This window comes from Streptomyces zaehneri (assembly GCF_032248645.1).
GTDB classification, from domain to species: domain Bacteria; phylum Actinomycetota; class Actinomycetes; order Streptomycetales; family Streptomycetaceae; genus Streptomyces; species Streptomyces coriariae.
This window is the reverse complement of the sequence record NZ_JASTTJ010000039.1, coordinates 22,190-44,750: the sequence shown is the minus strand read 5'-3', so window position 1 is coordinate 44,750 and position 22,561 is coordinate 22,190. Positions and strand designations below refer to the sequence as shown.

The following is a 22,561-nucleotide window of genomic DNA, read 5'->3' as shown; positions in this document are numbered from 1 at the left end:
CGAACCCGGAAGCTAAGCCTTACAGCGCCGATGGTACTGCAGGGGGGACCCTGTGGGAGAGTAGGACACCGCCGAACAAATATTACGGGAAACCCCCGCACCTCACGGTGCGGGGGTTTTCTGCGTTTGGGCTCGTTTAGGGTTTGGTCATGCGCTACGACCTGGTGATTTTCGACAACGACGGTGTCCTGGTGGACAGTGAGCCGATCTCCAATCGGCTGCTCGCCGCCTATCTGACCGAGATCGGGCATCCCACCTCGTACGAGGAATCCATCCGCGACTACATGGGGTCCGCGATGCATCGCATCCACGACCTGGTCCAGGAGCGCACCGGGCAGTTGTTGCCGGCGGACTTCGACGACACGTTTCATCGCCGGGTGTTCGCGGCCTTCGAGCGGGAGCTGGAGCCGGTGGCGGGCGCCGTCGACGTCCTGGCGAAGTTGACCGCGGACGGGGTGCCGTACTGCGTGGCGTCGTCCGGGAGCCACGAGCGGATTCGGGTGGGGCATCGGAAGACCGGGCTGGAGCGGTGGTTCGAGGACGCGCGGATCTTCAGCTCGCAGGATGTGGGGAAGGGGAAGCCGGCCCCGGATCTCTTCCTGCACGCGGCCCGGCGGATGGGGGTGGCGCCGGAGCGGTGTGTGGTCGTCGAGGACAGTCCGCCGGGGGTGCGGGCGGCGGTGGCGGCAGGGATGGACGTGTACGGGTTCACCGCGATGACGCCGGCCGCGAAGCTCGCGGGCGCCACTCAACTCTTCTCCGATCTGGGGCAGTTGCCTGACCTGCTGATCTGACGGACGTTCCGGTGTCGGGCTGACATTTGTCATGCGTAGCTCCGGACGATCGTTTCTACTGGGGGACCCCTCCCGGCGGCGAAGCTATGGGCATGACGACGAACCAGCACAAGAAGCAGAACGCCTTCGCCCCGCTCCTCGTGGACGTGGCGGTGCCGCTCGGGTCGTACTACCTCTTCAAGGGCGCGTTCGGGATGAGCACCTTCGCCGCTCTCGCCTGGAGCAGCCTGGTTCCGGCCGGGCGGACCCTGTGGAGCGCGGTCAGCCGGCGGACGGTCAACGGGCTCGCCGGGCTCATCCTCGTCGTCAACGTCGTCGGACTGGTGCTGAGCCTGGTCTCCGGTGATCCGCGGCTGATGCTGGCCAAGGACAGCGGGGTCAGCAGCACGATCGGGATCGGGATCCTGGTCTCCGTGGCGCTGGGGAGGCCGATGATGACCGCCGTGGTCAAGCCGTTCCTGGTGAAGGGAGACGCGGTCAGGGAGGCGGCCTGGACGCGGCTGGAGAGTGGCGCGTCGGTCGCGTCGGCGGACTTCCGCAAGCGGGAGCGGGCCTTCTCGGTCGTCTGGGGTGTGGTGCTGCTCGTCGAGTGCGTCGTGCGGGTCGTGGGGGCGTACACGGTGCCGGTGGACACCATGGTGTGGCTCGGTTCCGTGGTCATGGTGGTGGCGATGGGGATCGGTTTCGTGGTCGGCGGGGCGCTCGGTGCCGGGCCGATGGCGGCGATGGTCGCCTTCGAGGCGAGGGCCGGGGAGGCCCTGGAGACCGAGGTCGAGGTGCCCGAGGTCGTCCTCGCCCGGTGAAGTCCGGCAAAGCTGAGGAGAATTCATCTTTGGCTGGATCTACCCACGAGTACGCAGGGGCCCTACGCTCGCCGCCATGACAGAAGTGCTGCGGCGCGGTAGGGCCTCTTTGGCGTTCAGCTTTTTCGCGCAGGGCGCGGCCTTCGCTCTGCTGGTGACCCGGATCCCGGCCATCCAGAACAGGTACGAGGTCTCGGACGCGCTGCTGCCCGTCTTCCTGGCCGCCGTACCCGTCCTGGCCGGGGTCGGAAGCGTGTCGACCGAGCAGTTGGTGAAGCGGATACCGCCCAGCCGGGTGCTGCGGTGGTCCCAGCCGGTGGTGCTGCTGGCGCTGCTCGGGGTCGGAGCGGGGCGGGGGATGGCCGAGCTGGGTGTCGCCCTGGCCGTCTTCGGCCTTGCGGTGGGGGCGCTGGACGCCTCGATGAACATGCTCGGGGTGAGTCTTCAGCGGACGTACGGGCGCAGCATCATGCTCAGCTTCCACGCCGTGTACAGCCTGGGCGGGATCGTGGGGGCCTCGCTCGCGTGGGTGGGGGCGCACTGGCATCTCGCGCTGTGGGTGTCGTATCTGCCGGTGGTGGCGCTGCTGTTGCCTGCCGTTCTGGTGGGGAGCCGCTGGTATGTGGACAGGGGCGCGGAGGAGGGCAGGACGGAGGACGGCAAGGCCGGGGACGCCGAGTCGGGAGGCGGCGGTACGGGTGTCGTCTTCAAGGTGTTGCTGCCGCTGTGCCTGGTGATGACCTTCGCCTATATCGGGGACTCGACGGTCTCCAACTGGAGCGCGAAGTATCTCCAGGACGTACTGGGCAGCAGCGAGCAGCTGGCCACCGTTCCGTACAACGTCTACATGGTGACCACGCTGGTCGGGCGGGCCATCGGGGATTTCGGGGTGCGGCGGTTCGGGGCCGCGGCGGTGGTGCGGCTGGGGGCGCTGGTGGCGGCGGCGGGGTTCGCGGTGGTGGCCGTCGCGCCCGGGGCGTGGGTCGGGATGTTCGGGTTCACGCTCGTGGGGCTGGGTCTGTGTGTGCTGGTGCCGCAGACGTTCGCGGCGGCGGGACGGTTGTTCCCGGGGGCTTCGGACGCGGCGATCGCCCGTCTCAACATCTTCAATTACGTCGGGTTCCTGATCGGTTCGCCGTTGGTGGGGGCGTTGGGGGACGCCTGGACCTATCGGGGAGCGATGGTGGTGCCGATGGTGTTGGTGCTGGTGACGTTGGTGTACGCCCGGTCGTTCGCCGCTCAACCGGACCGATACGGTGGCGGGCATGAGCGGCCGCGCACAGCTGATGTGGGACGAGGCAGTAACGGGCTATGACTTCGGGCCCGAGCATCCGATGGATCCGGTTCGGCTGGATCTGACCCGGAGGCTGGTCGGTGCCCTGGGGCTCGACCGGGAGGTCGACGTCGTCGCGGCGAAGCCCGCCGGGGAGTCCACGCTGCGGCTCGTGCACCGGGAGGACTACGTCCAGGCCGTCAAGGCCGCGTCGGTGGAGCCGGGGTCGGCGGACCAGTCGTACGGGCTGGGGACGATGGACGATCCGGCCTTCGCGGGGATGCACGAGGTGTCCGCCCTCATCGCCGGGCTGTCCGTCGGGGCCGCGGAGGCGGTCTGGCGGGGGGAGGCGCTGCACGCGGTGAACTTCGCGGGTGGGTTGCACCATGCGATGCCGGGCGGGGCGTCGGGGTTCTGTATCTACAACGACGCTTCGCTGGCGATCGCCCGGTTGCTGGAGCTGGGGGCCGAGCGGGTCGCGTACGTGGACGTGGACGTCCATCACGGGGACGGGGTGCAGGCGGCGTTCTGGGACGACCCGCGGGTGCTGACGATCTCCCTGCACGAGCACCCTCGTACCTTGTTCCCGCAGACCGGGTGGCCGGAGGAGACCGGTGGGGAGCGGGCGGAGGGGTCGGCGGTGAACGTCGCGCTGCCGGCCGGGACCGGGGACGCGGGATGGCTGCGGGCGTTCCACTCGGTGGTGCCGGAGCTGGTCGCCGACTTCCGGCCGGATGTGCTGGTGACCCAGCACGGGGCCGACACGCACTTCGAGGACCCGTTGGCTCATCTCGCGGTGTCCCTCGACGCCCAACGGGCTGTGCAGGTGGCGTGTCACGAGTTGGCGCACGAGCACGCCGGCGGTAGGTGGGTCGCGCTCGGTGGGGGCGGGTACGCGGTGGTGGACGTGGTGCCGCGGTCGTGGACGCATCTGGTGGGGGTGGCGGCGGGGGTGCCGGTGGCGCCGGAGACCGTGATTCCGGAGGGGTGGCGGCAGGAGGTCTTCGCTCGTACTCGGCAGTTGGGGCCGGTGCGGATGACCGACGGGCGGTGGCCGGTGGAGTGGGCCGGGTGGGAGTCGGGGTACGACCCCGCCGATCGGTTGGACCAGGCGGTGTTGGCCACGCGGCGGGCGGTGTTTCCGTTGCGGGGGTTGTTGCCGTAGGGGGTGTGGCGGGTGGGCGTCGTGGGGTTCGCCCATGCCGCCCTTACCCGTTCCCGTCCTCGTCAGAGGGCTTTGCCCCCTGCGGCCCCTGGATCGGACCGGACGGCCTCGTCCTCGATCTCCCCCACAGGGGGTACCCCCCAGACGGGCTGAAGGACACAGGCCGGTGTTCGAACTTCCCGGCCAGGGCCGGAGGGGCTTACGCCAACTGTGCGGTGTCGGTGGGGTTCTGCCGCGGGGCGGGGCTTCGTGCGGCAGCATCGCTTCCGTGTTGAGTGCCGGGGCGCTTCGGGCGCATCTGCTTGCCGCGCGGCTGGCCGGGGCGGTGGCCACCTCCCGGGAGGAGAGCCTGCGGAGCTATCGGCTCTTCGCGGCTCGTGATCCCCGGGTGCTGATCGGGCTTGATCCCGAGTGGAGTTGGGGGCAGCGGGAGCTGATCGCGCTGATGGCCGACAAGTGTGGGGTTTCGGCCGATCCCGGCTGCGTTTCCGGGCATGATGTGATCGATCCAGAGCGCACGCTGGCCGCGCTGGACGCTTTCGCGAAGCGGCTCGCCTCCGTCGCCCAGCGTGGCGCCCCCGTGCTGCTGGGCACCGGGCATCCGCATCGGCTGCTGGGGTTCTACGCCGCCGTTGCGGACGCTTTGTCGGCGGCGGGATGTGATGTTCTCACCCCCGCGCAGGGTCACTGTGTCGACATAACGACCCGGTTCGGTCTACGTACGCACAACCTCGACTACGTACGGGGAGTCGCGGTCGTCCGGGAGGTGGGTGTCGAACGCGCCGGTTGTGCGACCGGTGCGCACAGCCATTCGCCGCTCCCGGTTCGGGTCGCGCTGGCGGCGGCGGCCGAGGGCGGTGGGCCCCTGCCCGAGCTGGTCATCGGGGACCACGGATGGGTCTGCGGGGCAGGTCAGCTGGGGTTCGAGGCCATCGGGCTGGCGGACACGGACGACCCCGCGTTGTTCGTGGGGGAGGCCGAGGGAGTCGTCTCCGTCGTCGTTCCACTTGATGACGCCGTGCGGTCCGCTTACTACAGGCCGCTGACCCGCTACGTACTCAATCGAGCGTGTCTGTCACGGTAGGCCGCTGATGGGTGCACCTCTTCCCCACTCGCATCACCCGCCCCTACATTGGGGAGTGAGCACGCAGCGACGAAGAGTCACCGGAAGGGGAAGCCGGTGGCCGTCGAGTCGAGTGCGGAAGGTTCAGGTGTGTCATGGGTGCAGCTGGCGAGAGGCCTCTGAACGAGGTTCAGTTCCTTACCGTGGCGGAAGTCGCCTCGGTGATGCGAGTGTCGAAGATGACCGTGTACCGACTGGTGCACAGCGGTCATCTGCCCGCGATCAGGGTGGGGCGGTCCTTCCGCGTCCCCGAGCAAGCGGTGCACGAGTACCTCCGCGAGAGCTACGTGGGGGTGGAAACCGCCTGACGGCCGGGGCCTGTCCGGCAGGGCAGGCCCCGGGTTGGGGCCCGGCCTCAGGGCCGTCTCGGGCCCCTCCCGCCCCTCGATTACGACCTCAGCGCTCAGGCGGGTAGGCTAGCCCCTCGTAGGTCGTATGGGCCCATGGCGCCCAGCACCGAGTGATGAGAAGTGAGCGAGGGTAGTCGTGGGCTCTGTTATCAAGAAGCGGCGCAAGCGGATGGCCAAGAAGAAGCACCGCAAGCTGCTCAAGCGCACGCGCGTTCAGCGTCGCAACAAGAAGTAAGCGCGAGCAGAAGTAAGCGCAAGCACTTACTTCGCGCGACGCGAGCCGCGTAGGCGTGGTGTGGCCCCCCACCGTGTTATCGGTGGGGGGCCACACGCATATCCGGGTGCTCGTACGGTCGGCTGAACGCCGTGCGTATGCCTGGACGTGCACCATGGCTGATCTGGTCGTATGACCGAAGAGATCTCGTCACTTCGTGCATCGGGCGGTCATCACAGCGCAACATCGACCCGCTAGGTTGGCCGCAGACGGGAACTCGGCAGGGCGGCCGGCGGTTCCAGGACGGAAGGAAGGCGCTGATCTTGGGAAAGGTCGTGCTCGTTACCGGAGTGGCCCGTCAGCTGGGGGGCCGGTTCGTACGACGGATCCAGCGTGATCCTCAGGTCGACCGGGTGGTCGCCGTGGACGCGGTGCGGCCCGAGCACCATCTCGGGGGCGCCGACTTCATCGAGGCCGACATCCGGCAGCCCACCATCGCGCGGGTGCTCGCCGAGACCGGTGCCGACACCGTCGTCCACCTGGACGTCACGGCGACCGCGCTGGGCAGGGGCAGCCGGACCACGGTCAAGGAGACCAACGTCATCGGGACCATGCAGCTGCTCGGCGCCTGTCAGAAATCGCCGAACGTGAAGCGGCTGGTGGTCAAGTCCTCCACCAACGTCTACGGGTCCGCGCCGCGTGATCCCGCCGTGTTCACCGAGACGACCCCGCCCAAGTCGCTGCCCAGCGGCGGCTTCGCCAAGGACGCCGTCGAGGTCGAGGGGTATGTGCGCGGGTTCGCCCGGCGGCGGCCCGATGTCGCCGTGTGCGTGCTGCGGTTCGCCAACATCCTGGGGCCGACCGCCGAGACGCCGCTCGCCTCGTACTTCTCGCTGCCCGTGCTGCCCACCGTGCTCGGCTACGACCCGCGGCTCCAGTTCGTGCACGAGGACGACGTGATCGAGGTGCTGCGGATCGCCTCGCACGAACCGCGGCGGGGCACCCTCAACAGCGGCACCTTCAACATCGCCGGGGACGGGGCGCTGTTGCTGTCGCAGTGTTCGCGGCGGCTCGGTCGGCCCACCGTGCCCCTGCTGCTGCCTGCCGTCACCTGGGCGGGGTCGCTGGTGCGTACGCTGGGCATGACGGACTTCTCGCCCGAGCAGATCCGGTTGCTCACCCACGGCCGGGTCGTGTCCACGGTCCAGATGCGCGAGACGCTGGGGTTCACGCCGCGGTACACCACGGCGGAGACCTTCGCGGACTTCGCGCGCAGTCACGGACCCGGACTCCTGCCGCCCGAGGCCGTTGCCGGGGCCGTCGACCGGATCGCCGCGCTGTCCCTGCCGGGCGGCGCCCACCCCCCGGTCCACCTCCCGACGCAGAGCGCCAACTGAGGAGCGCATCAACGATGGCGGATGCCAAGGTCATTCCGTTCGACGACGACCGGTCCCGGGGGAACGCCGTAGCGCGGCCGCCCCGGCGCCGGGGCGCGGTGAGCCGGCGCAGGAACGGCGAGCCCGCGCCGGTCCGGGAGATCGGCGAGGCCGGTGAGGTCGGTGGGGTCCAGCCCCTGCCCACCAGGGCGGCTGGGCAGGATGATGTTCCTGTGACGGGTGAGGAACGGCTGGACAAGGACGCGGGCGGCCTGGAGCGGCGGATCGCGGGCGGGCTGTCCTTCCTGCGCCGGCGCCTCACGGGCGACTACGAGGTCGACGACTTCGGCTACGACGAGGAACTGACCGACCAGGTCCTGATGTCCCTGCTGCGGCCGCTGTACGAGAAGTACTTCCGGGTCGAGGTGAAGGGCGTCGAGAACATCCCGGCGGAGGGGGGCGCGCTGATCGTCGCCAACCACTCCGGGACGCTGCCGTTGGACGGCCTGATGATGCAGGTCGCCGTCCACGACCACCACCCGGCGGGCCGGCACCTGCGCCTGCTGGCCGCCGACCTCGTCTTCGTGCTGCCGGTCGTCAACGAGCTGGCGCGCAAGCTCGGGCACACCCTCGCCTGCTCGGAGGACGCCGAACGGCTGCTCGGCCAGGGCGAGCTGGTCGGGGTGATGCCGGAGGGCTTCAAGGGCATCGGGAAGCCCTTCAGCGAGCGCTACAAGCTCCAGCGGTTCGGCCGGGGCGGCTTCGTCTCCACGGCACTGCGCCAGGGAGCTCCGATCATCCCCTGCTCGATCGTCGGGGCCGAGGAGATCTACCCGATGATCGGCAACGCGAAGACGTTGGCACGGGTGCTCGGTTTCCCGTACTTCCCGCTGACGCCGACCTTCCCGTGGCTGGGACCGCTGGGCGGCATCCCCCTCCCGACGAAGTGGACGATCCAGTTCGGCGAGCCCATCCCGACGGACGGCTACCCGCCGGAGGCGGCGGAGGACCCGATGCTGATGTTCAACCTGACGGACCAGGTACGGGAACAGATCCAGCACACGCTGTACAAGCTGTTGGTGCAGCGGCGGTCGGTGTTCTTCTGACGGGTGGCCGGGTGGCCGGGTGGCGGGCGTTGGGTGAGTCGGCGGACGGAGTCCGGCGCGGCCGGGTGAAGCCCGCGGAGCGGTGTGAGGCCGGCGGTGTGTATTGGCCCGGCACGGCCGGGTGAAGCCCGCGGAGCGGTGTGAGGCCGGCGGTGGGTATTGGCCCGGCGCGGCCGGGTGATGCCCGTGGAGCGGTGTGAGGCCGGCGGACAGGAGGGGCCGAGCTGCTGGTGCGGCCGCGGTCGGTGTTCTTCCTTGGGCAGGTGTTCTTTCCGGGCAGGCTTTTCGGGTACGGCTGTGGGGGCGCTCCTCTTTTGAGAGGGGCGCCCCCACAGCCGCGCGGGTTGGGGTTGCTCGGGTTACTCGGCGTCCTCGCTGTCGATGCCCAGGCCTGGGAGCAGGCCGGGGAGGAGGGGCGGGAGGGTGACGTCCGGCTGGGTGCTGGGGACGAGGGGGGTCGGGGCGGTGCTGCCGGTGTCCTTCGGGGGGTCCAGGAGGCCGCCGGTGTTGCCGCCGAGCAGGCCGTCGTCGGTGGTGCCGGAGGTGGACGACTTGCTGGGGCTTCCGGTGTCGGCGCCGGTGCCGTCCGTCGGGGCGTGGCCGGCGCCCGGGGTGGTCGCGTGGCGGCCGGTGTCCGAGGTGCCGGTGGACGCCGGTCCGGTGCCCTCGCGGGTGCCGCCGCCCGGGGCCGGGGGCCGCGGGAGGAGGGACTGGAGCGGGGCCACCTCCTCGTCTATGGCCTCGAAGACCGACGAGACCTGTTGACTGACGTCGCCGAGCTGGACCGGCAGGCGGTCGCGCAGGGCGCCCCAGACCTCGCGGTGCGAGCGGGAGAACGCGTCGAGGGCCTGGATGGGGCCCAGGGAGTTCGGGTCGCGTTCGTACGCCTCGTGAAGGAGCCGGTGGCCTTCCGACGCGTCGTGCTGCATGCCGTTCAGGGCGCGTCGGATCTCGCCGAGGGACTCGTGGTCGAGGTCGCCGCTGCGGCCCCGTTCCATGAGTCGACGGGCCTCGCTGAGCCGGGTGGAGGCCTGGTCGAGATAGGTCCGACCGCGCTCGTCGTCGCCGTCGGCCAGATAGTTGAGCTTGAAGTCCTCGATGCCGCGCTTCAGCCCGTAGAGCCCGTCGCCGGGGAGGGCGTCGGAGCTCGCGGCCGCGACTCCACCGAAGGCGCCCGCCGCGACGCCGACGCTGAGGCCGCCCGCGGTGAGGCCCTTGGCGAGGCGGGAACGCGGTCGGAACTTGCCCAGGGGACTGGCCCGATGAGTGCCCCTGGCCCGGTGGGAGCGTTGCTCCGGTACCGGGGGGTCCGCCGTTTCGCCCGCGGTGCCCGCTTGCAGCATGGCCTCCATTGCGGCGACCAACTGGGCCCGCTGGACGACCTTGACCTCGGGATCGAACTCCGGTTTGGGCAGCTCGGCGAGACTCGTGGCGAGGGCCAGAAGACGGCCCTGCCCGGTCTGGTCCGCAGCGGCCGGCGCCGGCGGTGGTCCTTCGGTCTGCTCGGCCGCCGTGCCCTGGGCGGAACAGTCGGACTGCTCCTCCAAGACCTGGGCGAAGGCGCTCGCCCGCCGGTGCGCCGATACGTTCGCGATCACTGGCGGCACCTCCTCTCGTCATGACGGTCGACTCCCCTGGGGTCCTGACGGTTGCACGCCCTGGACCGGATCCACACGATCGAGTGATCGGGGTCGGCCAGGACGTGACCACAGGGAGCCTGTATCCCGCACAACGACTGGCGCGGCACTTGGGTTACGGACTGCGGATGATCGGATCGGGAAGACAACGGACTTTCACTGAAGGTGAGTTGGCGTCACGGAGTGTGTCGCGTCGGTCGTGGGCGGGGGACGGGTTCAGCGGGCGTCTTCCGGCAGCAGGCGGGCGAGGGTCCGGACGGCCCGGTACTGGAGCGTCTTGATGGCGCCCTCGTTCTTGCCCATGACGCGGGCGGTCTCGGCGACGGAGAGCCCCTGCAGGAACCGGAGCGTCACGCACTCCTGCTGCTGGGGATTGAGTCGGCGCACGGCGTCCAGTAGCGCCGCGTTGGAGAGGGACTCCAGCACGGAGTCCTCGGGCGAGCGCGCGACCTCGTTGGCGTCGAGCATCTCGCCGGTCGTCACCTCGAGCCGGAAACGGCTCGACTTGAAGTGGTCGGCGACGAGGTTGCGGGCGATGGTGACGAGCCAGGCGCCGAAGTCGCGGCCCTGCCAGGTGAACGTCCCGATGCGGCGCAGGGCGCGCAGGAACGTCTCGCTGGTCAGGTCCTCGGCGGTCGCCTTGCCGCCCACCCGGTAGTAGATGTAGCGGTAGACCGTGTCGCTGTACTGGTCGTACAGGCGCCCGAACGCATCGGCCTCGCCGGCCTGGGCGCGTTCGACGAGGTCCATCATGCGGGCGCTGTCACTGTCGGCGGCCGGCCGACGGGCGGTGGCCGCGCCGGCCGAGCGTCCTCGTCTGCCCACCGCGGCGCTGCCGTCGGCCAGTGCGTAGCACGGGCCGAGCGGAGCGGTGGTGGCGAAGGCGGGGACGGCGTACGCGGTGGGGACGACGCCGCGCAAGAGGTCATGGACCGTAGCGACCGTTGCGCGCAGCGTAGCCAGGCCCGAGGTGTCAACCCCGACGTGTGGGTACACGGGACTCCCAGAGGCAGAGCTTGCATCACGTGCAGTACGGAACCATTCACCCGTCGTAGCGACGGAAGGGGTACCGGATTGCGTCTGAGGAGAATAACGCTTCGTGCAGGCCCTGCTACACCGAGTTGCTCAAATCATCGATTACGTCGCTTCTGTGGCCTATTGACGCTCGATCAAGTTGCCTAGGGTGAGCGATTGTTGATCGAAATAGTTCGAGTTTCGGGTCGGTCCAGGGCGTGTTGTGGCTGTGCGCGGACAACAGGACTGGACGGGGGGTCACGCGGGTAAGACCGTCGGATTGGCCGGGTTCGGTGCCCGGTGTGAGGTGTTGTCCGGTAACGCGAAAGAGCGGCCGGGCTGTTGCGCCTCGGCCGCTCGGTAGGGACGGCCGCGCGGTCGTCGCGGCCGTCGCCGTTTGTTGCCCTCGTCGTCGCCTTCGTCGGCGCCGTCGTTATCGCCGTCGCCGGTGCAGCGCGATCGCCGCCGCCGTGCCGCCCGCCACCGCACCCACGCCCGCCGCGGCCGGGATGCCCACCTTCGCGGCCTTGCGGCCGGTGCGGTAGTCGCGCAGTCGCCAGTCGAGGTTGTGCGCGTGCTTGCGGAGCTTGGCGTCGGGGTTGATGGCGTAGGGGTGTCCGACGAGGGAGAGCATCGGGATGTCGTTGTGGGAGTCGCTGTAGGCGGCGCAGCGGGAGAGGTCCAGGTTCTCCGCCGCCGCCAGCGCGCGCACCGCCTCCGCCTTCGCGGGGCCGTGCAGCGGCTCGCCGACCAGCTTGCCCGTGTAGACGCCGTCGACGGACTCCGCGACCGTGCCCAGCGCGCCGGTCAGGCCGAGGCGGCGGGCGATCACCTGGGCGATCTCCACCGGGGCCGCCGTGACCAGCCACACCTTCTGGCCCGCGTCCAGGTGCGCCTGCGCGAGGGCCCGGGTGCCCGGCCAGATGCGCTCGGCCATGTACTCGTCGTAGATCTCCTCGCCGATCGACATCAGCTCGGAGACCCGGTGGCCCTGCACGATGGAGAGCGCCGAGTCGCGGGCCTCCTGCATGTGTTCGGGGTCCTCGACGCCGGCCAGCCGGAACCACGCCTGCTGCCAGGCGAAGCGGGCCAGGTCGCGGGTCTCGAAGAACTTGCGTTTGTACAGGCCACGGCCGAAGTGGAAGAGCGCGGCGCCCTGCATCACGGTGTTGTCGAGGTCGAAGAAGGCGGCGGCCATCGCGTCGCCGTGCACCGGGAACTGCGGTTCCCGGTCGGAGGTGTCCAGGGGTGCAAGGGTCTCCTGGGAGTCCAGGGCTTCCTGGGTGGACTTGCGGGCTGCCTCCGCCGAGGCCTCGCCTGCCAACACGCTCCGCGCCGTGGCGGAGCGCCTACGGGGGGTGAGCCATCCTAGAGCGGCCATGGCGTGAGCATAGCCAGTCCGTTCGGTGGTTCCGGAGCCGAGAGGTTCGAAGGGTGTGAACTCTCCGCGACCGCGTCGTTAAAGAAGCGCGAGAATGGCGGTATGACTCCCCTCTTTCGACGTAAGGCCGCCACGGGCGAGCGGTCGGTCACCCTCATTCGTAAGTCCGGTTGTCATCTGTGCGACGACGCCGAGCGCGTGATCGAGAAGGTCTGCGGGGAACTCGGTGTGTCCTGGGAGCAGAAGGACATCGCCGACGACCGTGAGCTGTACGACCAGTACTGGGAGCAGATCCCGGTGGTGCTGGTCGACGGCAGGCAGCACACCTTCTGGCGGGTGGACGAGAGTCGCCTGCGCAAAGAACTGGCCGGGTGAGGAACTGACCGAGCAGTACAAGGCTGTACCGAACGTCGCTTAGGATCGATGGCGGTTTTGTCTCGGGGGCGGGATTCACGAGGAGAGTGGCGGTTTTGCCCCCTGGAATGTTGCGCGTGACCCCGGTCACGTTGGCCGGGCAAATCGGACACCATCTTTGTGCACGCGTTCACAAAGACATAGCCTGCTGTCGACGGGGCGGTCTGGGTACGTGTGACCGCCTACAGCCCCGCTCTACCCGCAGGAGCACCGTGGCAACTGGCCGAACTCACCGACCGGCGACCCGTAGCCGAGGGATTCCCGAGGCCACCGTCGCCCGGCTTCCGCTGTACCTCCGCGCGCTGACCGCACTGTCGGAGCGCTCGGTGCCCACGGTCTCCTCCGAGGAGCTCGCGGCCGCGGCCGGGGTCAACTCCGCCAAGCTGCGCAAGGACTTCTCCTACCTGGGTTCCTACGGGACCCGGGGGGTCGGCTACGACGTCGAGTACCTCGTCTACCAGATCTCCCGCGAGCTCGGGCTCACCCAGGACTGGCCCGTCGTGATCGTCGGTATCGGCAACCTCGGCGCGGCCCTCGCCAACTACGGCGGCTTCGCCTCGCGCGGCTTCCGGGTCGCGGCGCTCATCGACGCCGACCCCGCGATGGCCGGGAAGCAGGTGGCCGGGATCTCCGTCCAGCACAGCGACGGCCTGGAGAAGATCATCTCCGACAACGGCGTCTCGATCGGCGTCATCACCACCCCGCCGGGCGTCGCCCAGGCGGTCTGTGACCGGCTCGTGGCCGCCGGCGTCACGTCCATCCTGAACTTCGCGCCGACCGTGCTGACCGTCCCGGACGGCGTCGACGTGCGTAAGGTCGACCTCTCCATCGAGCTCCAGATCCTCGCCTTCCACGAGCAGCGCAAGGCCGGCGAGGAGGCCGCGGCGAACGAGAGCGCCGTACCGGCCCCGGCCGGCCGCGCCGGCTCCACCGACCAGGGACCCGACGGGGACGTACCCGCCGTGATGCCGGCATGAGTCTCCTCGTCGTCGGGCTGAGTCACCGCAGCGCTCCGGTCAGCGTGCTGGAGCGGGCCTCGCTGTCCACGGACGCCCAGTTCAAGCTGCTCCAGGACACGGTCGCCGCCGAACCGGCCGCCGAGGCCGCGGTCCTCGCCACCTGCAACCGGATCGAGCTGTACGCCGACGTGGACAAGTTCCACGCCGGTGTCGCCGAGCTGTCCACGTTGCTCGCCCAGCACAGCGGGGTCGGACTCGAGGAGCTCACCCCCTACCTGTACGTGCACTACGAGGACCGCGCCGTCCACCACTTCTTCTCGGTGGCCTGCGGGCTGGACTCCATGGTCGTCGGCGAGGGGCAGATCCTCGGACAGATCAAGGACGCCCTGGCCCGGGCGCAGGAGCTGCACACCGCCGGACGGCTGCTGAACGACCTGTTCCAGCAGGCCCTGCGGGTCGGCAAGCGCGCCCACTCCGAGACCGGCATCGACCGCGCCGGGCAGTCCCTGGTCACCTTCGGCCTGGAGCAGCTGGCCGCGGGCGGCGACGTGAGCGCGTGGGCCCGGGGCAAGAAGGCGCTGGTCATCGGCGCCGGTTCGATGTCCTCGCTGGCCGCCGCCACGCTCGCGCGCGCCGGGGTCGCCGAGATCGTCGTCGCCAACCGCACGCCCGACCGGGCCGAGCGGCTCGCCCAGATACTGACCGAGGGCGGCGACACGGACGTGTCGGCCCGCGCGGTACCGATGGAGTCGGTGCCGGCCGAGCTGACACGTGCCGACGTGGCCGTCTCCTGTACCGGGGCGACGGGCCTGGTCCTGACGGCGGACGCGGTCGCCGAGGCCGTCGAGGGCCGCACCGGGGCACCCGTCGCCTTCGACGACGAGGCCGCGGCGACGGACGTACGGCCGCTGCCGCCCACCTCGGTCGGCACCGACGAGAACTGCCCCCTCGACCTGGCCGCCGTCCAGCAGGCCCCCGTGCAGCAGTCCGGGTTCTCCGTGCTGGGCGAGGCCGCCGTCGCCGGCATGGACGCGGCGACGCTGGAGCAGCACGCCGCCTGGGTCGACAACGCGACCGTGGACCGCAGGCCGACCGCCCGCCGCACCCCCGAGGCCGACGCCGAGCTGATCACCGCGCTCGCCGCGACCGCCGCCACCCTCGGCCGGATCCCCGAGCGCCGCGTACCCGAGCCGGTCGCCACGCTCGTCCGGCCGGAGCCGGTGCTCTTCCTGCTCGACCTGGCGATGCCGCGGGACGTCGACCCGGCCGCGCACCGGCTGGCCGGCGTGCGGCTGGTGGACATCGAGTCGCTGGCGGAGGCCTCGGCCGACGCGCCGATGGCCGCCGACGTCGACCAGGTGCGGCGGATCGTCGGCGACGAGGTCGCCGCCTTCGGCGCCGCACAGCGGGCCGCGCACATCACGCCGACCGTGGTCGCCCTGCGCACCATGGCCGCCGAGGTCGTGGCCACGGAGATCGCCCGGCTCGACGGGCGGCTGCCCGGCCTGGACGACAAGCACCGCGCCGAGATCACCCAGACCGTGAAGCGGGTCGTCGACAAGCTGCTGCACGCACCGACCGTGCGGGTCAAGCAGCTCGCGGCCGAGCCCGGCGGCGCCGGGTACGCGGACGCGCTGCGGACCCTGTTCGACCTCGACCCGGAGTCGGTGGCCGCCGTGTCCCGGGCCGAGGAAAGCACCGAGAAGAACGCAGAGAGCCGAGGGCCGGCATGAGCGGCATGAGTACGAAGGCACTGAGACTGGGGACGAGGCGGAGCAGACTCGCCATGGCCCAGTCCGGGCAGGTCGCGGACGCCGTGAGCCAGGTGACCGGACGGCCCGTGGAACTCGTCGAGATCACCACCTACGGTGATGTCTCCCGCGAGCACCTCGCGCAGATCGGCGGCACGGGCGTCTTCGTGACCGCGCTGCGGGAGGCGCTGGCCAAGGGCGAGGTCGACTTCGCGGTTCACTCGCTCAAGGACCTGCCGACCACGCAGCCCGAGGACCTGGTCCTGGCCGCCATACCGGTGCGCGAGGACCCCCGCGACGTGATCGTCGCCAGGGACGCGCTGAAGTTCACCGACCTGCCGCGCGGAGCGCGCATCGGTACGGGTTCGCCGCGCCGGATGGCGCAGCTGAACGCGTACGCGCGCAGCCACGGGCTGGACATCGAGACCGTGCCGATCCGCGGGAACGTCGACACGCGGATCCGGTACGTGCACGACGGCGAGCTGGACGCGGTGGTGCTGGCGGCGGCCGGCCTCAGCCGCATCGGCCGCATCGACGAGGTCACCGACTTCCTGTCGATAGACACGGTTCTGCCCGCTCCCGGCCAGGGAGCACTGGCGATCGAGTGTGCCGCGGACAACGCGTCACTGATCGCCGCGCTCGGTGAACTCGACGACCCGTTCACCCGGATCGCCGTGACCGCCGAACGGTCCCTGCTCGCCGCCCTGGAGGCCGGCTGCTCCGCCCCTGTGGGCGCGCTTGCCGACCTGCTGGCCGACGGGCAGATTGTCAACGAAATGCGCCTGCGTGGCGTCGTCGGCACCACCGACGGCACGCGCATGGTGCAGCTGTCCACCACCGGTCCCGTGCCCGAGACGCACGACGGGGCAATGGCGCTCGGTCGCGTACTCGCAGCCGAGATGCTCGCCCAGGGCGCGGCCGGTCTGATGGGGGAGCGAGCACTGTGAGCCCCACCGCCCTTCCAGCCGCTGGTCCTGAACACGGGCACGTCACCTTCCTGGGTGCCGGACCCGGGGATCCGGGACTACTGACTCTGCGCGCCGTGGAGGCGCTTGCGCACGCGGACGTCCTCGTCGCCGAGCACGAGGTGCTCGACGTCGTACGGACGCACGCGAGGCCGGGCGTCGCCGTCGTGAACGCGGAAGCGGGTCCGTCGGACCCTCTTCCGGGCACGGGCGCGCCACTCCCGACGATCGTTGACGGCACGTCAACAACCGCTGAGGTACCCGCTGTGCGCGATGCCGCACATCTTGTCATGGAGGCCGCGCGGGGCGGCAGGCGGGTCGTCCGTGCGGTGACCGGGGACCCGGGACTTGATACGTACGCGGCGGCGGAAATGCTCGCCTGCGCGGCGGCCGGTGTTCCCTTCGAGGTCGTACCCGGTGTCGCGGCCGCCGTCGGCGTGCCCGCGTACGCCGGTGTGCCGCTGCGGGACGCGCAGGGCGCCGACGTCCGGTTCGTCGACGCGCGCACGGCCTCGGACCGCTGCTGGACCGAGGTCGGGGCCTCCGACGGCACGGTCGTCGTGTCGACGACCCTCGACGCGGTGGCCTCGGCGGCCGGCGAGCTGGTGTCGGCGGGGCGCAAGCCCGACACGCCGATGACGGTCACGGTGGCCGGTACGACGACGCGGCAGCGGACGTGGACGGCGACCCTGGGCACGATCGCGCAGACGCTGAAGCAGGCGAAGGTGCTGCCCTCGCCCGAGGGCGGCCGGCCGGTGATAGTCGTGGTCGGTGAGCGTTCCGCCCCCGCCCAGCGCGACCAGTTGTCGTGGTTCGAGTCCAAGCCGCTGTTCGGCTGGAAGGTGCTCGTGCCGCGGACGAAGGAGCAGGCGGTGTCGCTCTCCGACCAGCTGCGGTCGTACGGGGCCGTGCCGCACGAGGTGCCGACGATCGCCGTCGAGCCGCCGCGCACCCCCCAGCAGATGGAGCGGGCGGTCAAGGGCCTGGTGACGGGCCGCTACGAGTGGATCGCCTTCACCTCGGTGAACGCCGTCAAGGCGGTGCGCGAGAAGTTCGAGGAGTACGGGCTCGACGCGCGTGCCTTCGCGGGCATCAAGGTCGCGGCGGTGGGCGAGCAGACGGCGAAGGCGCTGGTCGCGTTCGGTGTGAAGCCCGACCTCGTGCCGAGCGGCGAGCAGTCGGCCGCCGGGCTCCTCGAGGACTGGCCGCCCTACGACCCGGTCTTCGACCCGATCGACCGGGTGTTCCTGCCGCGCGCCGACATCGCCACCGAGACCCTGGTCGCCGGACTCATCGAGCTGGGCTGGGAGGTCGACGACGTCACCGCCTACCGGACCGTGCGGGCCTCGCCGCCGCCGGCGGAGACGCGGGAGGCCATCAAGGGCGGCGGGTTCGACGCCGTGCTCTTCACGTCGTCGTCCACCGTGCGGAACCTGGTGGGCATCGCCGGCAAGCCGCACAACGTGACGGTCATCGCCTGCATCGGCCCGGCCACGGCCAAGACGGCCGAGGAGCACGGGCTCCGGGTGGACGTCATGGCGCCCGAGCCGTCCGCGCTCAAGCTGGCCGAGGCACTGGCCGACTTCGGGCTGCGCCGGCGGGCCGCGGCCCAGGAGGCCGGGGACCCGGTCAGCCGGCCGAGCGAGCGGCGCCCGGGGGCGCGGCGGAGGCGGGCGACCTGACCCCCGGCCGGGTCCGTGCCGGACCCGCGCCACCAGCAAGAACCCCTTGTGCGCCCCGCCGTCTCCGCCGGAGACGGCGGGGCGTCCTCATGAAAGCGGATGCGCGGCGCGGCCCTGATGCAGGCCGTCGCCCGTGTCGACCGCACCTGGCCGGGCAAGCCGTCCGGGCTGGTCGTCGACTTCCAGGGAGTGATCCGGAAGATCGAGGAGGCCCTGGCCGAGCACTCCGAGCGGGACCAGGAGAAGCCCATGCTCGGTGCGGATCTCCGTCAAGCCGTTCAGCTCGTCAGCGAGAACCACCAGCGCATCGACGAGCTGCTTCACGGCTGCCCCTGGCGCGAGATCCGCGACGCGGGCGGTCCGAGCGCCCACCGGCAGACGCTGACGGAGGCGCTGGAGTCGGCCGACCGGTGGGGTGTGCGGTGCGGGCCGGTGCCGTGCAGGACCGTGTGGGCGGAACTGGATTTCGACCCATGCCGGTGAACTCCGGACCGGAGCCCGGAAACACGGGATCCGGTGGGGTGAAGGCCGGTGCTGCGGGCCGTAAAAGACTCAAGAAACCGGGGAAAAAACCCTTCCAACCAAACCAAACCCCGTGTTTGTCACTCGGGTGGGTGAAACGGGCCGTTATGGCTGGCGTGTGCGTCGTCCCGCCGTGCACGCTCGGCACGAACGACCCCACACATGCATCGGCCCCCGCCGGGACTGCAATCCCAGTGCGAGGGCCTGACCATCGAGGAAGGCAACACTTCCCCATGGCTGTGACGAAGCCTATCGCTGCCCCGCGCCCGACACAGGGCGTTCGGCGGAGTGCCACCCACTCCGGTGTCACCCACGTACGTGCGTACCAGTCGAGCCGCTACACGATCATCGGCAACCACCTCGCCCAGCACCGGGCGCTGTCCCTGACCGCGATCGGACTGGCCGTCCACATCCTGTCGCTGCCGCAGGGTGCCCCCGTCGACATCCGCAGCCTCGCCGACCGCTTCCCCGAAGGGCGGGACCGCATCGCGTTCGGGCTGCGGGAGCTGGAGGCGCACGGCTATCTGGAGCGGGTGCGCGAGCGCACGGACGGGGGCCGTTTCGTCACGCGGACGTACGCGCACAACGCCCCGGCGCTCACCCGGAGGCGGGCGGAGACGCCCGAGGCACGGGACGAGACGGTCGTTCCCGTCGCAGCCGTCGCCTCCATCACCCCGGTCGTGTCCGTGGTCCCTGCCGTGCCGGTCGAGGCCGTGGAAGCCGTGGAGGGCGAGGCGGCAGGCGACCTCGTACCCGAAGAGGCTTCGTCGCTGCCGTCCGAATTCTCCGAACTCTGCGAACGAGGACCCTCCAGCGGTGAGCACCGCCAAGAGGCCTTCGCCCTGCTCGCGGGCCTGCGCCGCACCGACGACCGCTTCACGCTCTCCCGGAAAGACGTGGAGAGCCTTACACCCGCCGTCGTCGGCTGGTTCGACAACGGCGCCTCCCGGGCCGCCGTGATCCACGCCATGACCGCCGACGTTCCCGCCCTTGTGAAGTCTCCCGCCGGGTTCCTCGCCCACCGGCTCCGGGAAGGTCTCCCGCCGCCTCTGCCGGCACTTCCGGCGTACGCGGATCTTTACGCTGCCCCGCCGACCGACGCCGTGTCGATCCCGCCGAACCCCTGGTCGGATCCCTGGACGGACTGCGAGGGCGGCTGTACGCGTGTCTTCAGGAAGTCGGCGCCTGACAAGTGCTGCCGGGACTGCCGTGCGCGCAGAGCGGCAGCTTTACCGGAGTTGCCGGTTCGCACTGTCTGAGCCCGCACACAGCCACAGACCCCCGCCGACGCCTACCACTCCCGAGGGAGCAGCCCATGCCCGACGACACGACCCACCCCGCCTACGCACGCGTGTACAGAGTCCTGCTCGAAGCGGCCGACGACCTCGAGACCCTTGAAGAAGGAGGGTGCCGAGGTCGGCGTGGAACCCCATGCCGGTGCCGCCCTGGCGGCGGTCAGGCTCGCCTCGGCCGTGCTGTTCCCCACCGTGCCCTGCCAGACGCCGCCCTGGTCCCAGGACACGGACCGGCTGCTCGACCTGTGCGTCAACTGGCGTGACGCCGCGTTCGAGGTGGGTGAGTTCGCGCCGGAGCCCGCGCTGCGAATCGTCACCGCTGAGGGTGGCCGATCGGCGTGCGGGACAGATCGGGAAGGCGACGGCCTTCGCGATCATGGTGGATCGTGAAGGCCGTCGCTGATCTCGCGGAGCCGGGCTCGCAGGCTACTTGAGGTAGACCAGAGCGTCGGTGGTGACGGTCGGGCGGCCGCTGGTGCCCACGACGACGATCTTGATCGTGTGCTTGGCGGCGGCGGACCAGGTCTTGTTCCAGATCGCCTGCCGGTACAGCGTGCCGGCGGACTTCAGATCGACGGTCGCGGCCTTCGTGCCGTCGACGTAGACGTACGCCTGACCGGAGGTGGAGGCGCGGGAGACCACCCAGGAGGCGGAACGGCCCGTGAAGGTCCAGGTCAGGCTCGCGCCCTTGGACCCGCTGGAGTAGGACTTGCCGCCGAGGTAGCTCGTGGAGGAGCGGGCGGTCCAGCTGCCGGACCTGACGGCGGAGGTCTCCTGCAGGATCACCGGGGTGAAGGAGGACGAGACCGTGCGCGCGTTGCCCGCGTAGTCGGAGGCCCGCATCGACCAGGTGGTCGCGGCGCCCGGCTTGGCCGTACGGCTGGAGGTGGTCACCGTCGGGCCGAAGGTCGCGGTGGTGGGCGACAGCAGCTGAACGGAACGCAGCGCCTTGTCGTCGGTGGCCTGCCAGCCGAGGGTGACCGGGACGGCGGTGGTGCTGACGGAGCCGCTGCGCAGGGAGAGCTTCGGGGCGGTGGCGAAGGCCGGGAGCGTCGCGTCCGCCACGACGGTCAGCGCGGCGGTCGTCGCCGTCCTGCCGGACTGGTGCACCGCCCGTACGGCGACGGTGTGGCTGCCCGCGGCCAGGGTGGCGCTCGCCGAGGTGGCCGTGCCGGACGCGGTCGCGGCCACCTTGCCGTCGGCCAGCAGCTCGAACCTCGAGATCAGCGAACCGGGGGTGGTCGCCGTCCAGTTCACCGTGACAGCGCTTCGGGTGTAGTAGGTCGAGCCCGACAGGCTCGCGCCGCCGGCGACCGAGGTGACCTTCAGGCCCTGCACCGGGCCGGCCGCCAGGGTGCGCACGGTCGGCAGCTGGTCGTAGAGGAGCCCGCCGGGGCATTCCGTGTTGAAGCCGTCGCGGTGGCCGGAGATCCGGTCGAAGGTGTAGAGGCTGCCCGCGGTGAAGCTCTTGCCGAAGAGGTTCTTCTGGGTGGCGCCCGCGGTGAGCTGGACGGTCCCCGCCGGGTCCGCGCCGTACTGGCCGAGCTTCCAGGCCGCGAGACGGGCGATCGAGGTGAGCGCGGCGGTGGTCGCGGTCGTCCGGGTGTGGTCGCCGATCACGGCGACGGCCGCGGACTCGCGGTTCCAGCCGTAGGTGTGGGCGCCGAACACCGGCAGGCCGACGCCGCCCTTGCGGCCCTCGTAGAGGGTTCCGCACTTGTCGACGAGGAAGTTGTAGCCGAGGTCCTTCCAACCGCTGACCTGCACGTGGTACGCGTAGATGCTGCGGATGATCGACGGCGTCTGATCGCAGGTGTAGTCGTTGGTGCCGTCCGTGTGGTGGACGAAGACCGCCTTGACGTCGTTGTTGTACTCCGGCGCCTCGGGGCTGATCGACTCGTCGGCGCCCCAGTCGGCGCGCGACCGGATCGGCGGCTCGGGCGCGGTGGACGGCGGCGCGGGCGGCGTCGGAGCGGCGGTCGGCGTCGGGCTCGTCGTCGGGGACGCGGGGCTCGTCGAGGCCGTCTCGGTGGCCGCGGGCGTGGTGTCCGTCGGCGAGGCGGAGACGGTGTCGGTCGGCTCGGCGGTGACCGTGTCGGCCGGCGACGCCGAGGCCGTGTCGGTGGGCTCACCGGCCGGGTCGGAAGGCTCGGCGGACCCGGAGTCCGTCGCACCGGGGCTCGGGTCCAGGACGAACCCGGCGGGCTCGGCGCCGGTCCTCGTCTCGGCGGCGGTCACCACGCCCGGGTCGACCAGGTTGACCTCCAGCCCCTTGGGCAGTGCGGCGGTGGTGCCGTCCTTGTGGGCGACCTGTACCTGGACGCCGTCGGACGGGCCGACCCAGACCGGCTCGGACGCGCCGCGCACCTTCGGGCCGGGCTTGTCCAGCGGGTCGACGTCCAGCTCCAGGTCGTGCCAGGCGCTCCACTCGCCGGTCGCGACGCTGCGGGTCCGCACCTGCGCGGTGCCGGCGAGCCGCCTGGCGCCGCCGGTCCAGGTGACGCCGAGCAGCGAGAACTGCTCGGTGTCCGTGCGCGGCAGTTCCCGGCGGCCGGACGAGGTCCCTGTCAGCGTGAGGTCGTAGACCTTCACCGGCCGCTTGGGCCGGGCCTCCTGACCGGCGGGCTGCCCGGCCATGGCGTAGGTCACCACGCCGCCGCTGCCCAGGACCACCGCACCGAGCGTCAGCCAGGCCCTTCTTCGCATGCTCAGCGGTCTGTACGCGCGCGTCCCACTC

At 70.8% G+C, this 22,561-nt stretch carries 21 protein-coding genes and 1 rRNA gene; 18 read left to right on the top strand and 4 right to left on the bottom strand.

Annotated features, from left to right (window positions below; genetic code table 11):
• The 10 genes from rrf to QQM72_RS38690 all read left to right on the top strand — a co-directional run.
• Positions 1-77, top strand: a 5S ribosomal RNA gene (rrf, locus tag QQM72_RS38735); the annotation flags it as partial.
• 72 nt (positions 78-149) lie between these two features.
• Entirely contained in the window at positions 150-794 is a 645-nt protein-coding gene (locus QQM72_RS38730; RefSeq protein ID WP_314225509.1) for an HAD family hydrolase, read from the top strand.
• A 92-nt stretch (positions 795-886) separates the two neighbouring features.
• Positions 887-1,597 carry a VC0807 family protein gene (locus tag QQM72_RS38725; RefSeq protein ID WP_399080228.1) on the top strand — a complete coding sequence of 237 codons (711 nt, stop codon included), beginning with the start codon at positions 887-889 and terminating at the stop codon, positions 1,595-1,597.
• 76 nt (positions 1,598-1,673) lie between these two features.
• Positions 1,674-2,912: an MFS transporter gene (locus QQM72_RS38720; RefSeq protein WP_314225507.1), complete on the top strand. Its 1,239-nt coding sequence runs from the start codon at positions 1,674-1,676 to the stop codon at positions 2,910-2,912.
• Positions 2,863-4,035, top strand: coding sequence for an acetoin utilization protein AcuC (locus QQM72_RS38715; RefSeq protein ID WP_314225506.1), 1,173 nt, complete (start codon positions 2,863-2,865; stop codon positions 4,033-4,035). The genes QQM72_RS38720 and QQM72_RS38715 overlap by 50 nt, the downstream gene beginning before the upstream one ends.
• Positions 4,036-4,303: 268 nt before the next feature.
• On the top strand, positions 4,304-5,119 hold the full coding sequence (locus QQM72_RS38710; protein WP_314225510.1) for a phosphatase: 816 nt from the start codon (positions 4,304-4,306) through the stop codon (positions 5,117-5,119).
• A gap of 134 nt (positions 5,120-5,253) precedes the next feature.
• Positions 5,254-5,466 carry a helix-turn-helix domain-containing protein gene (locus QQM72_RS38705; protein ID WP_015658719.1) on the top strand — a complete coding sequence of 71 codons (213 nt, stop codon included), beginning with the start codon at positions 5,254-5,256 and terminating at the stop codon, positions 5,464-5,466.
• 178 nt (positions 5,467-5,644) lie between these two features.
• A complete protein-coding gene (locus QQM72_RS38700) occupies positions 5,645-5,743 on the top strand; it encodes a 30S ribosomal protein bS22 (protein WP_003948845.1) in 99 nt (32 codons plus the stop codon).
• Positions 5,744-6,045: 302 nt separating this feature from the next.
• Positions 6,046-7,119: an NAD-dependent epimerase/dehydratase family protein gene (locus tag QQM72_RS38695; protein WP_314225505.1), complete on the top strand. Its 1,074-nt coding sequence runs from the start codon at positions 6,046-6,048 to the stop codon at positions 7,117-7,119.
• Positions 7,120-7,133: 14 nt separating this feature from the next.
• Positions 7,134-8,204, top strand: coding sequence for a lysophospholipid acyltransferase family protein (locus QQM72_RS38690; RefSeq protein WP_314225504.1), 1,071 nt, complete (start codon positions 7,134-7,136; stop codon positions 8,202-8,204).
• Between the two features lie 359 nt (positions 8,205-8,563).
• Here QQM72_RS38690 and QQM72_RS38685 read toward each other — a convergent pair whose 3' ends face one another.
• The 3 genes from QQM72_RS38685 to QQM72_RS38675 all read right to left on the bottom strand — a co-directional run bounded on the left by QQM72_RS38685 (position 8,564) and on the right by QQM72_RS38675 (position 12,236).
• The gene (locus tag QQM72_RS38685; RefSeq protein WP_314225503.1) at positions 8,564-9,802 is read right to left on the bottom strand and encodes a DUF5667 domain-containing protein; all 1,239 of its coding nucleotides are present in this window, start codon (positions 9,800-9,802) and stop codon (positions 8,564-8,566) included.
• A 255-nt stretch (positions 9,803-10,057) separates the two neighbouring features.
• Entirely contained in the window at positions 10,058-10,837 is a 780-nt protein-coding gene (locus tag QQM72_RS38680) for an ECF subfamily RNA polymerase sigma factor, BldN family (RefSeq protein ID WP_314225502.1), read from the bottom strand.
• 451 nt (positions 10,838-11,288) lie between these two features.
• Positions 11,289-12,236, bottom strand: coding sequence for an HAD family hydrolase (locus QQM72_RS38675; RefSeq protein WP_314225501.1), 948 nt, complete (start codon positions 12,234-12,236; stop codon positions 11,289-11,291).
• A 102-nt stretch (positions 12,237-12,338) separates the two neighbouring features.
• Here QQM72_RS38675 and QQM72_RS38670 point away from each other — a divergent pair, with 102 nt between their 5' ends.
• The 8 genes from QQM72_RS38670 to QQM72_RS38635 all read left to right on the top strand — a co-directional run bounded on the left by QQM72_RS38670 (position 12,339) and on the right by QQM72_RS38635 (position 20,214).
• A complete protein-coding gene (locus tag QQM72_RS38670) occupies positions 12,339-12,611 on the top strand; it encodes a glutaredoxin family protein (RefSeq protein ID WP_314225500.1) in 273 nt (90 codons plus the stop codon).
• Positions 12,612-12,862: 251 nt separating this feature from the next.
• Complete coding sequence (locus tag QQM72_RS38665) at positions 12,863-13,627, top strand: redox-sensing transcriptional repressor Rex (protein WP_314225499.1); 765 nt, start codon at positions 12,863-12,865, stop codon at positions 13,625-13,627.
• Positions 13,624-15,342, top strand: a complete 1,719-nt coding sequence (locus QQM72_RS38660) for a glutamyl-tRNA reductase (RefSeq protein ID WP_314225498.1) — start codon at positions 13,624-13,626, stop codon at positions 15,340-15,342. The genes QQM72_RS38665 and QQM72_RS38660 overlap by 4 nt, the downstream gene beginning before the upstream one ends.
• Positions 15,343-15,347: 5 nt before the next feature.
• Positions 15,348-16,307, top strand: a complete 960-nt coding sequence (gene hemC / locus QQM72_RS38655; protein ID WP_314225497.1) for a hydroxymethylbilane synthase — start codon at positions 15,348-15,350, stop codon at positions 16,305-16,307.
• A complete protein-coding gene (locus QQM72_RS38650) occupies positions 16,304-18,007 on the top strand; it encodes a bifunctional uroporphyrinogen-III C-methyltransferase/uroporphyrinogen-III synthase (RefSeq protein ID WP_054238621.1) in 1,704 nt (567 codons plus the stop codon). The genes hemC and QQM72_RS38650 overlap by 4 nt, the downstream gene beginning before the upstream one ends.
• 99 nt (positions 18,008-18,106) lie before the next feature.
• Positions 18,107-18,490, top strand: coding sequence for a hypothetical protein (locus tag QQM72_RS38645; RefSeq protein ID WP_314225496.1), 384 nt, complete (start codon positions 18,107-18,109; stop codon positions 18,488-18,490).
• Between the two features lie 272 nt (positions 18,491-18,762).
• Entirely contained in the window at positions 18,763-19,788 is a 1,026-nt protein-coding gene (locus tag QQM72_RS38640) for a helix-turn-helix domain-containing protein (protein WP_314225495.1), read from the top strand.
• A 135-nt stretch (positions 19,789-19,923) separates the two neighbouring features.
• Entirely contained in the window at positions 19,924-20,214 is a 291-nt protein-coding gene (locus tag QQM72_RS38635) for a hypothetical protein (RefSeq protein WP_314225494.1), read from the top strand.
• A gap of 36 nt (positions 20,215-20,250) precedes the next feature.
• Here QQM72_RS38635 and QQM72_RS38630 read toward each other — a convergent pair whose 3' ends face one another.
• Complete coding sequence (locus QQM72_RS38630) at positions 20,251-22,530, bottom strand: peptidoglycan recognition protein family protein (protein ID WP_314225493.1); 2,280 nt, start codon at positions 22,528-22,530, stop codon at positions 20,251-20,253.
• Positions 22,531-22,561: the final 31 nt, after the last annotated feature.

What these genes read in the sequence shown, in the direction of transcription:
- QQM72_RS38730 (WP_314225509.1), top strand. Translation starts at nt 150, where the DNA reads ATGCGCTACGACCTGGTGATTTTCGACAACGACGGTGTCCTGGTGGAC.
- QQM72_RS38690 (WP_314225504.1), top strand. Translation starts at nt 7,134, where the DNA reads ATGGCGGATGCCAAGGTCATTCCGTTCGACGACGACCGGTCCCGGGGG.
- QQM72_RS38715 (WP_314225506.1), top strand. Translation starts at nt 2,863, where the DNA reads ATGAGCGGCCGCGCACAGCTGATGTGGGACGAGGCAGTAACGGGCTAT.
- QQM72_RS38675 (WP_314225501.1), bottom strand. Translation starts at nt 12,236, where the DNA reads ATGGCCGCTCTAGGATGGCTCACCCCCCGTAGGCGCTCCGCCACGGCG.
- QQM72_RS38645 (WP_314225496.1), top strand. Translation starts at nt 18,107, where the DNA reads ATGCGCGGCGCGGCCCTGATGCAGGCCGTCGCCCGTGTCGACCGCACC.
- hemC (WP_314225497.1), top strand. Translation starts at nt 15,348, where the DNA reads ATGAGTACGAAGGCACTGAGACTGGGGACGAGGCGGAGCAGACTCGCC.
- QQM72_RS38705 (WP_015658719.1), top strand. Translation starts at nt 5,254, where the DNA reads ATGGGTGCAGCTGGCGAGAGGCCTCTGAACGAGGTTCAGTTCCTTACC.
- QQM72_RS38640 (WP_314225495.1), top strand. Translation starts at nt 18,763, where the DNA reads ATGGCTGTGACGAAGCCTATCGCTGCCCCGCGCCCGACACAGGGCGTT.
- QQM72_RS38670 (WP_314225500.1), top strand. Translation starts at nt 12,339, where the DNA reads ATGACTCCCCTCTTTCGACGTAAGGCCGCCACGGGCGAGCGGTCGGTC.
- QQM72_RS38630 (WP_314225493.1), bottom strand. Translation starts at nt 22,530, where the DNA reads ATGCGAAGAAGGGCCTGGCTGACGCTCGGTGCGGTGGTCCTGGGCAGC.
- QQM72_RS38725 (WP_399080228.1), top strand. Translation starts at nt 887, where the DNA reads ATGACGACGAACCAGCACAAGAAGCAGAACGCCTTCGCCCCGCTCCTC.
- QQM72_RS38720 (WP_314225507.1), top strand. Translation starts at nt 1,674, where the DNA reads ATGACAGAAGTGCTGCGGCGCGGTAGGGCCTCTTTGGCGTTCAGCTTT.
- QQM72_RS38660 (WP_314225498.1), top strand. Translation starts at nt 13,624, where the DNA reads ATGAGTCTCCTCGTCGTCGGGCTGAGTCACCGCAGCGCTCCGGTCAGC.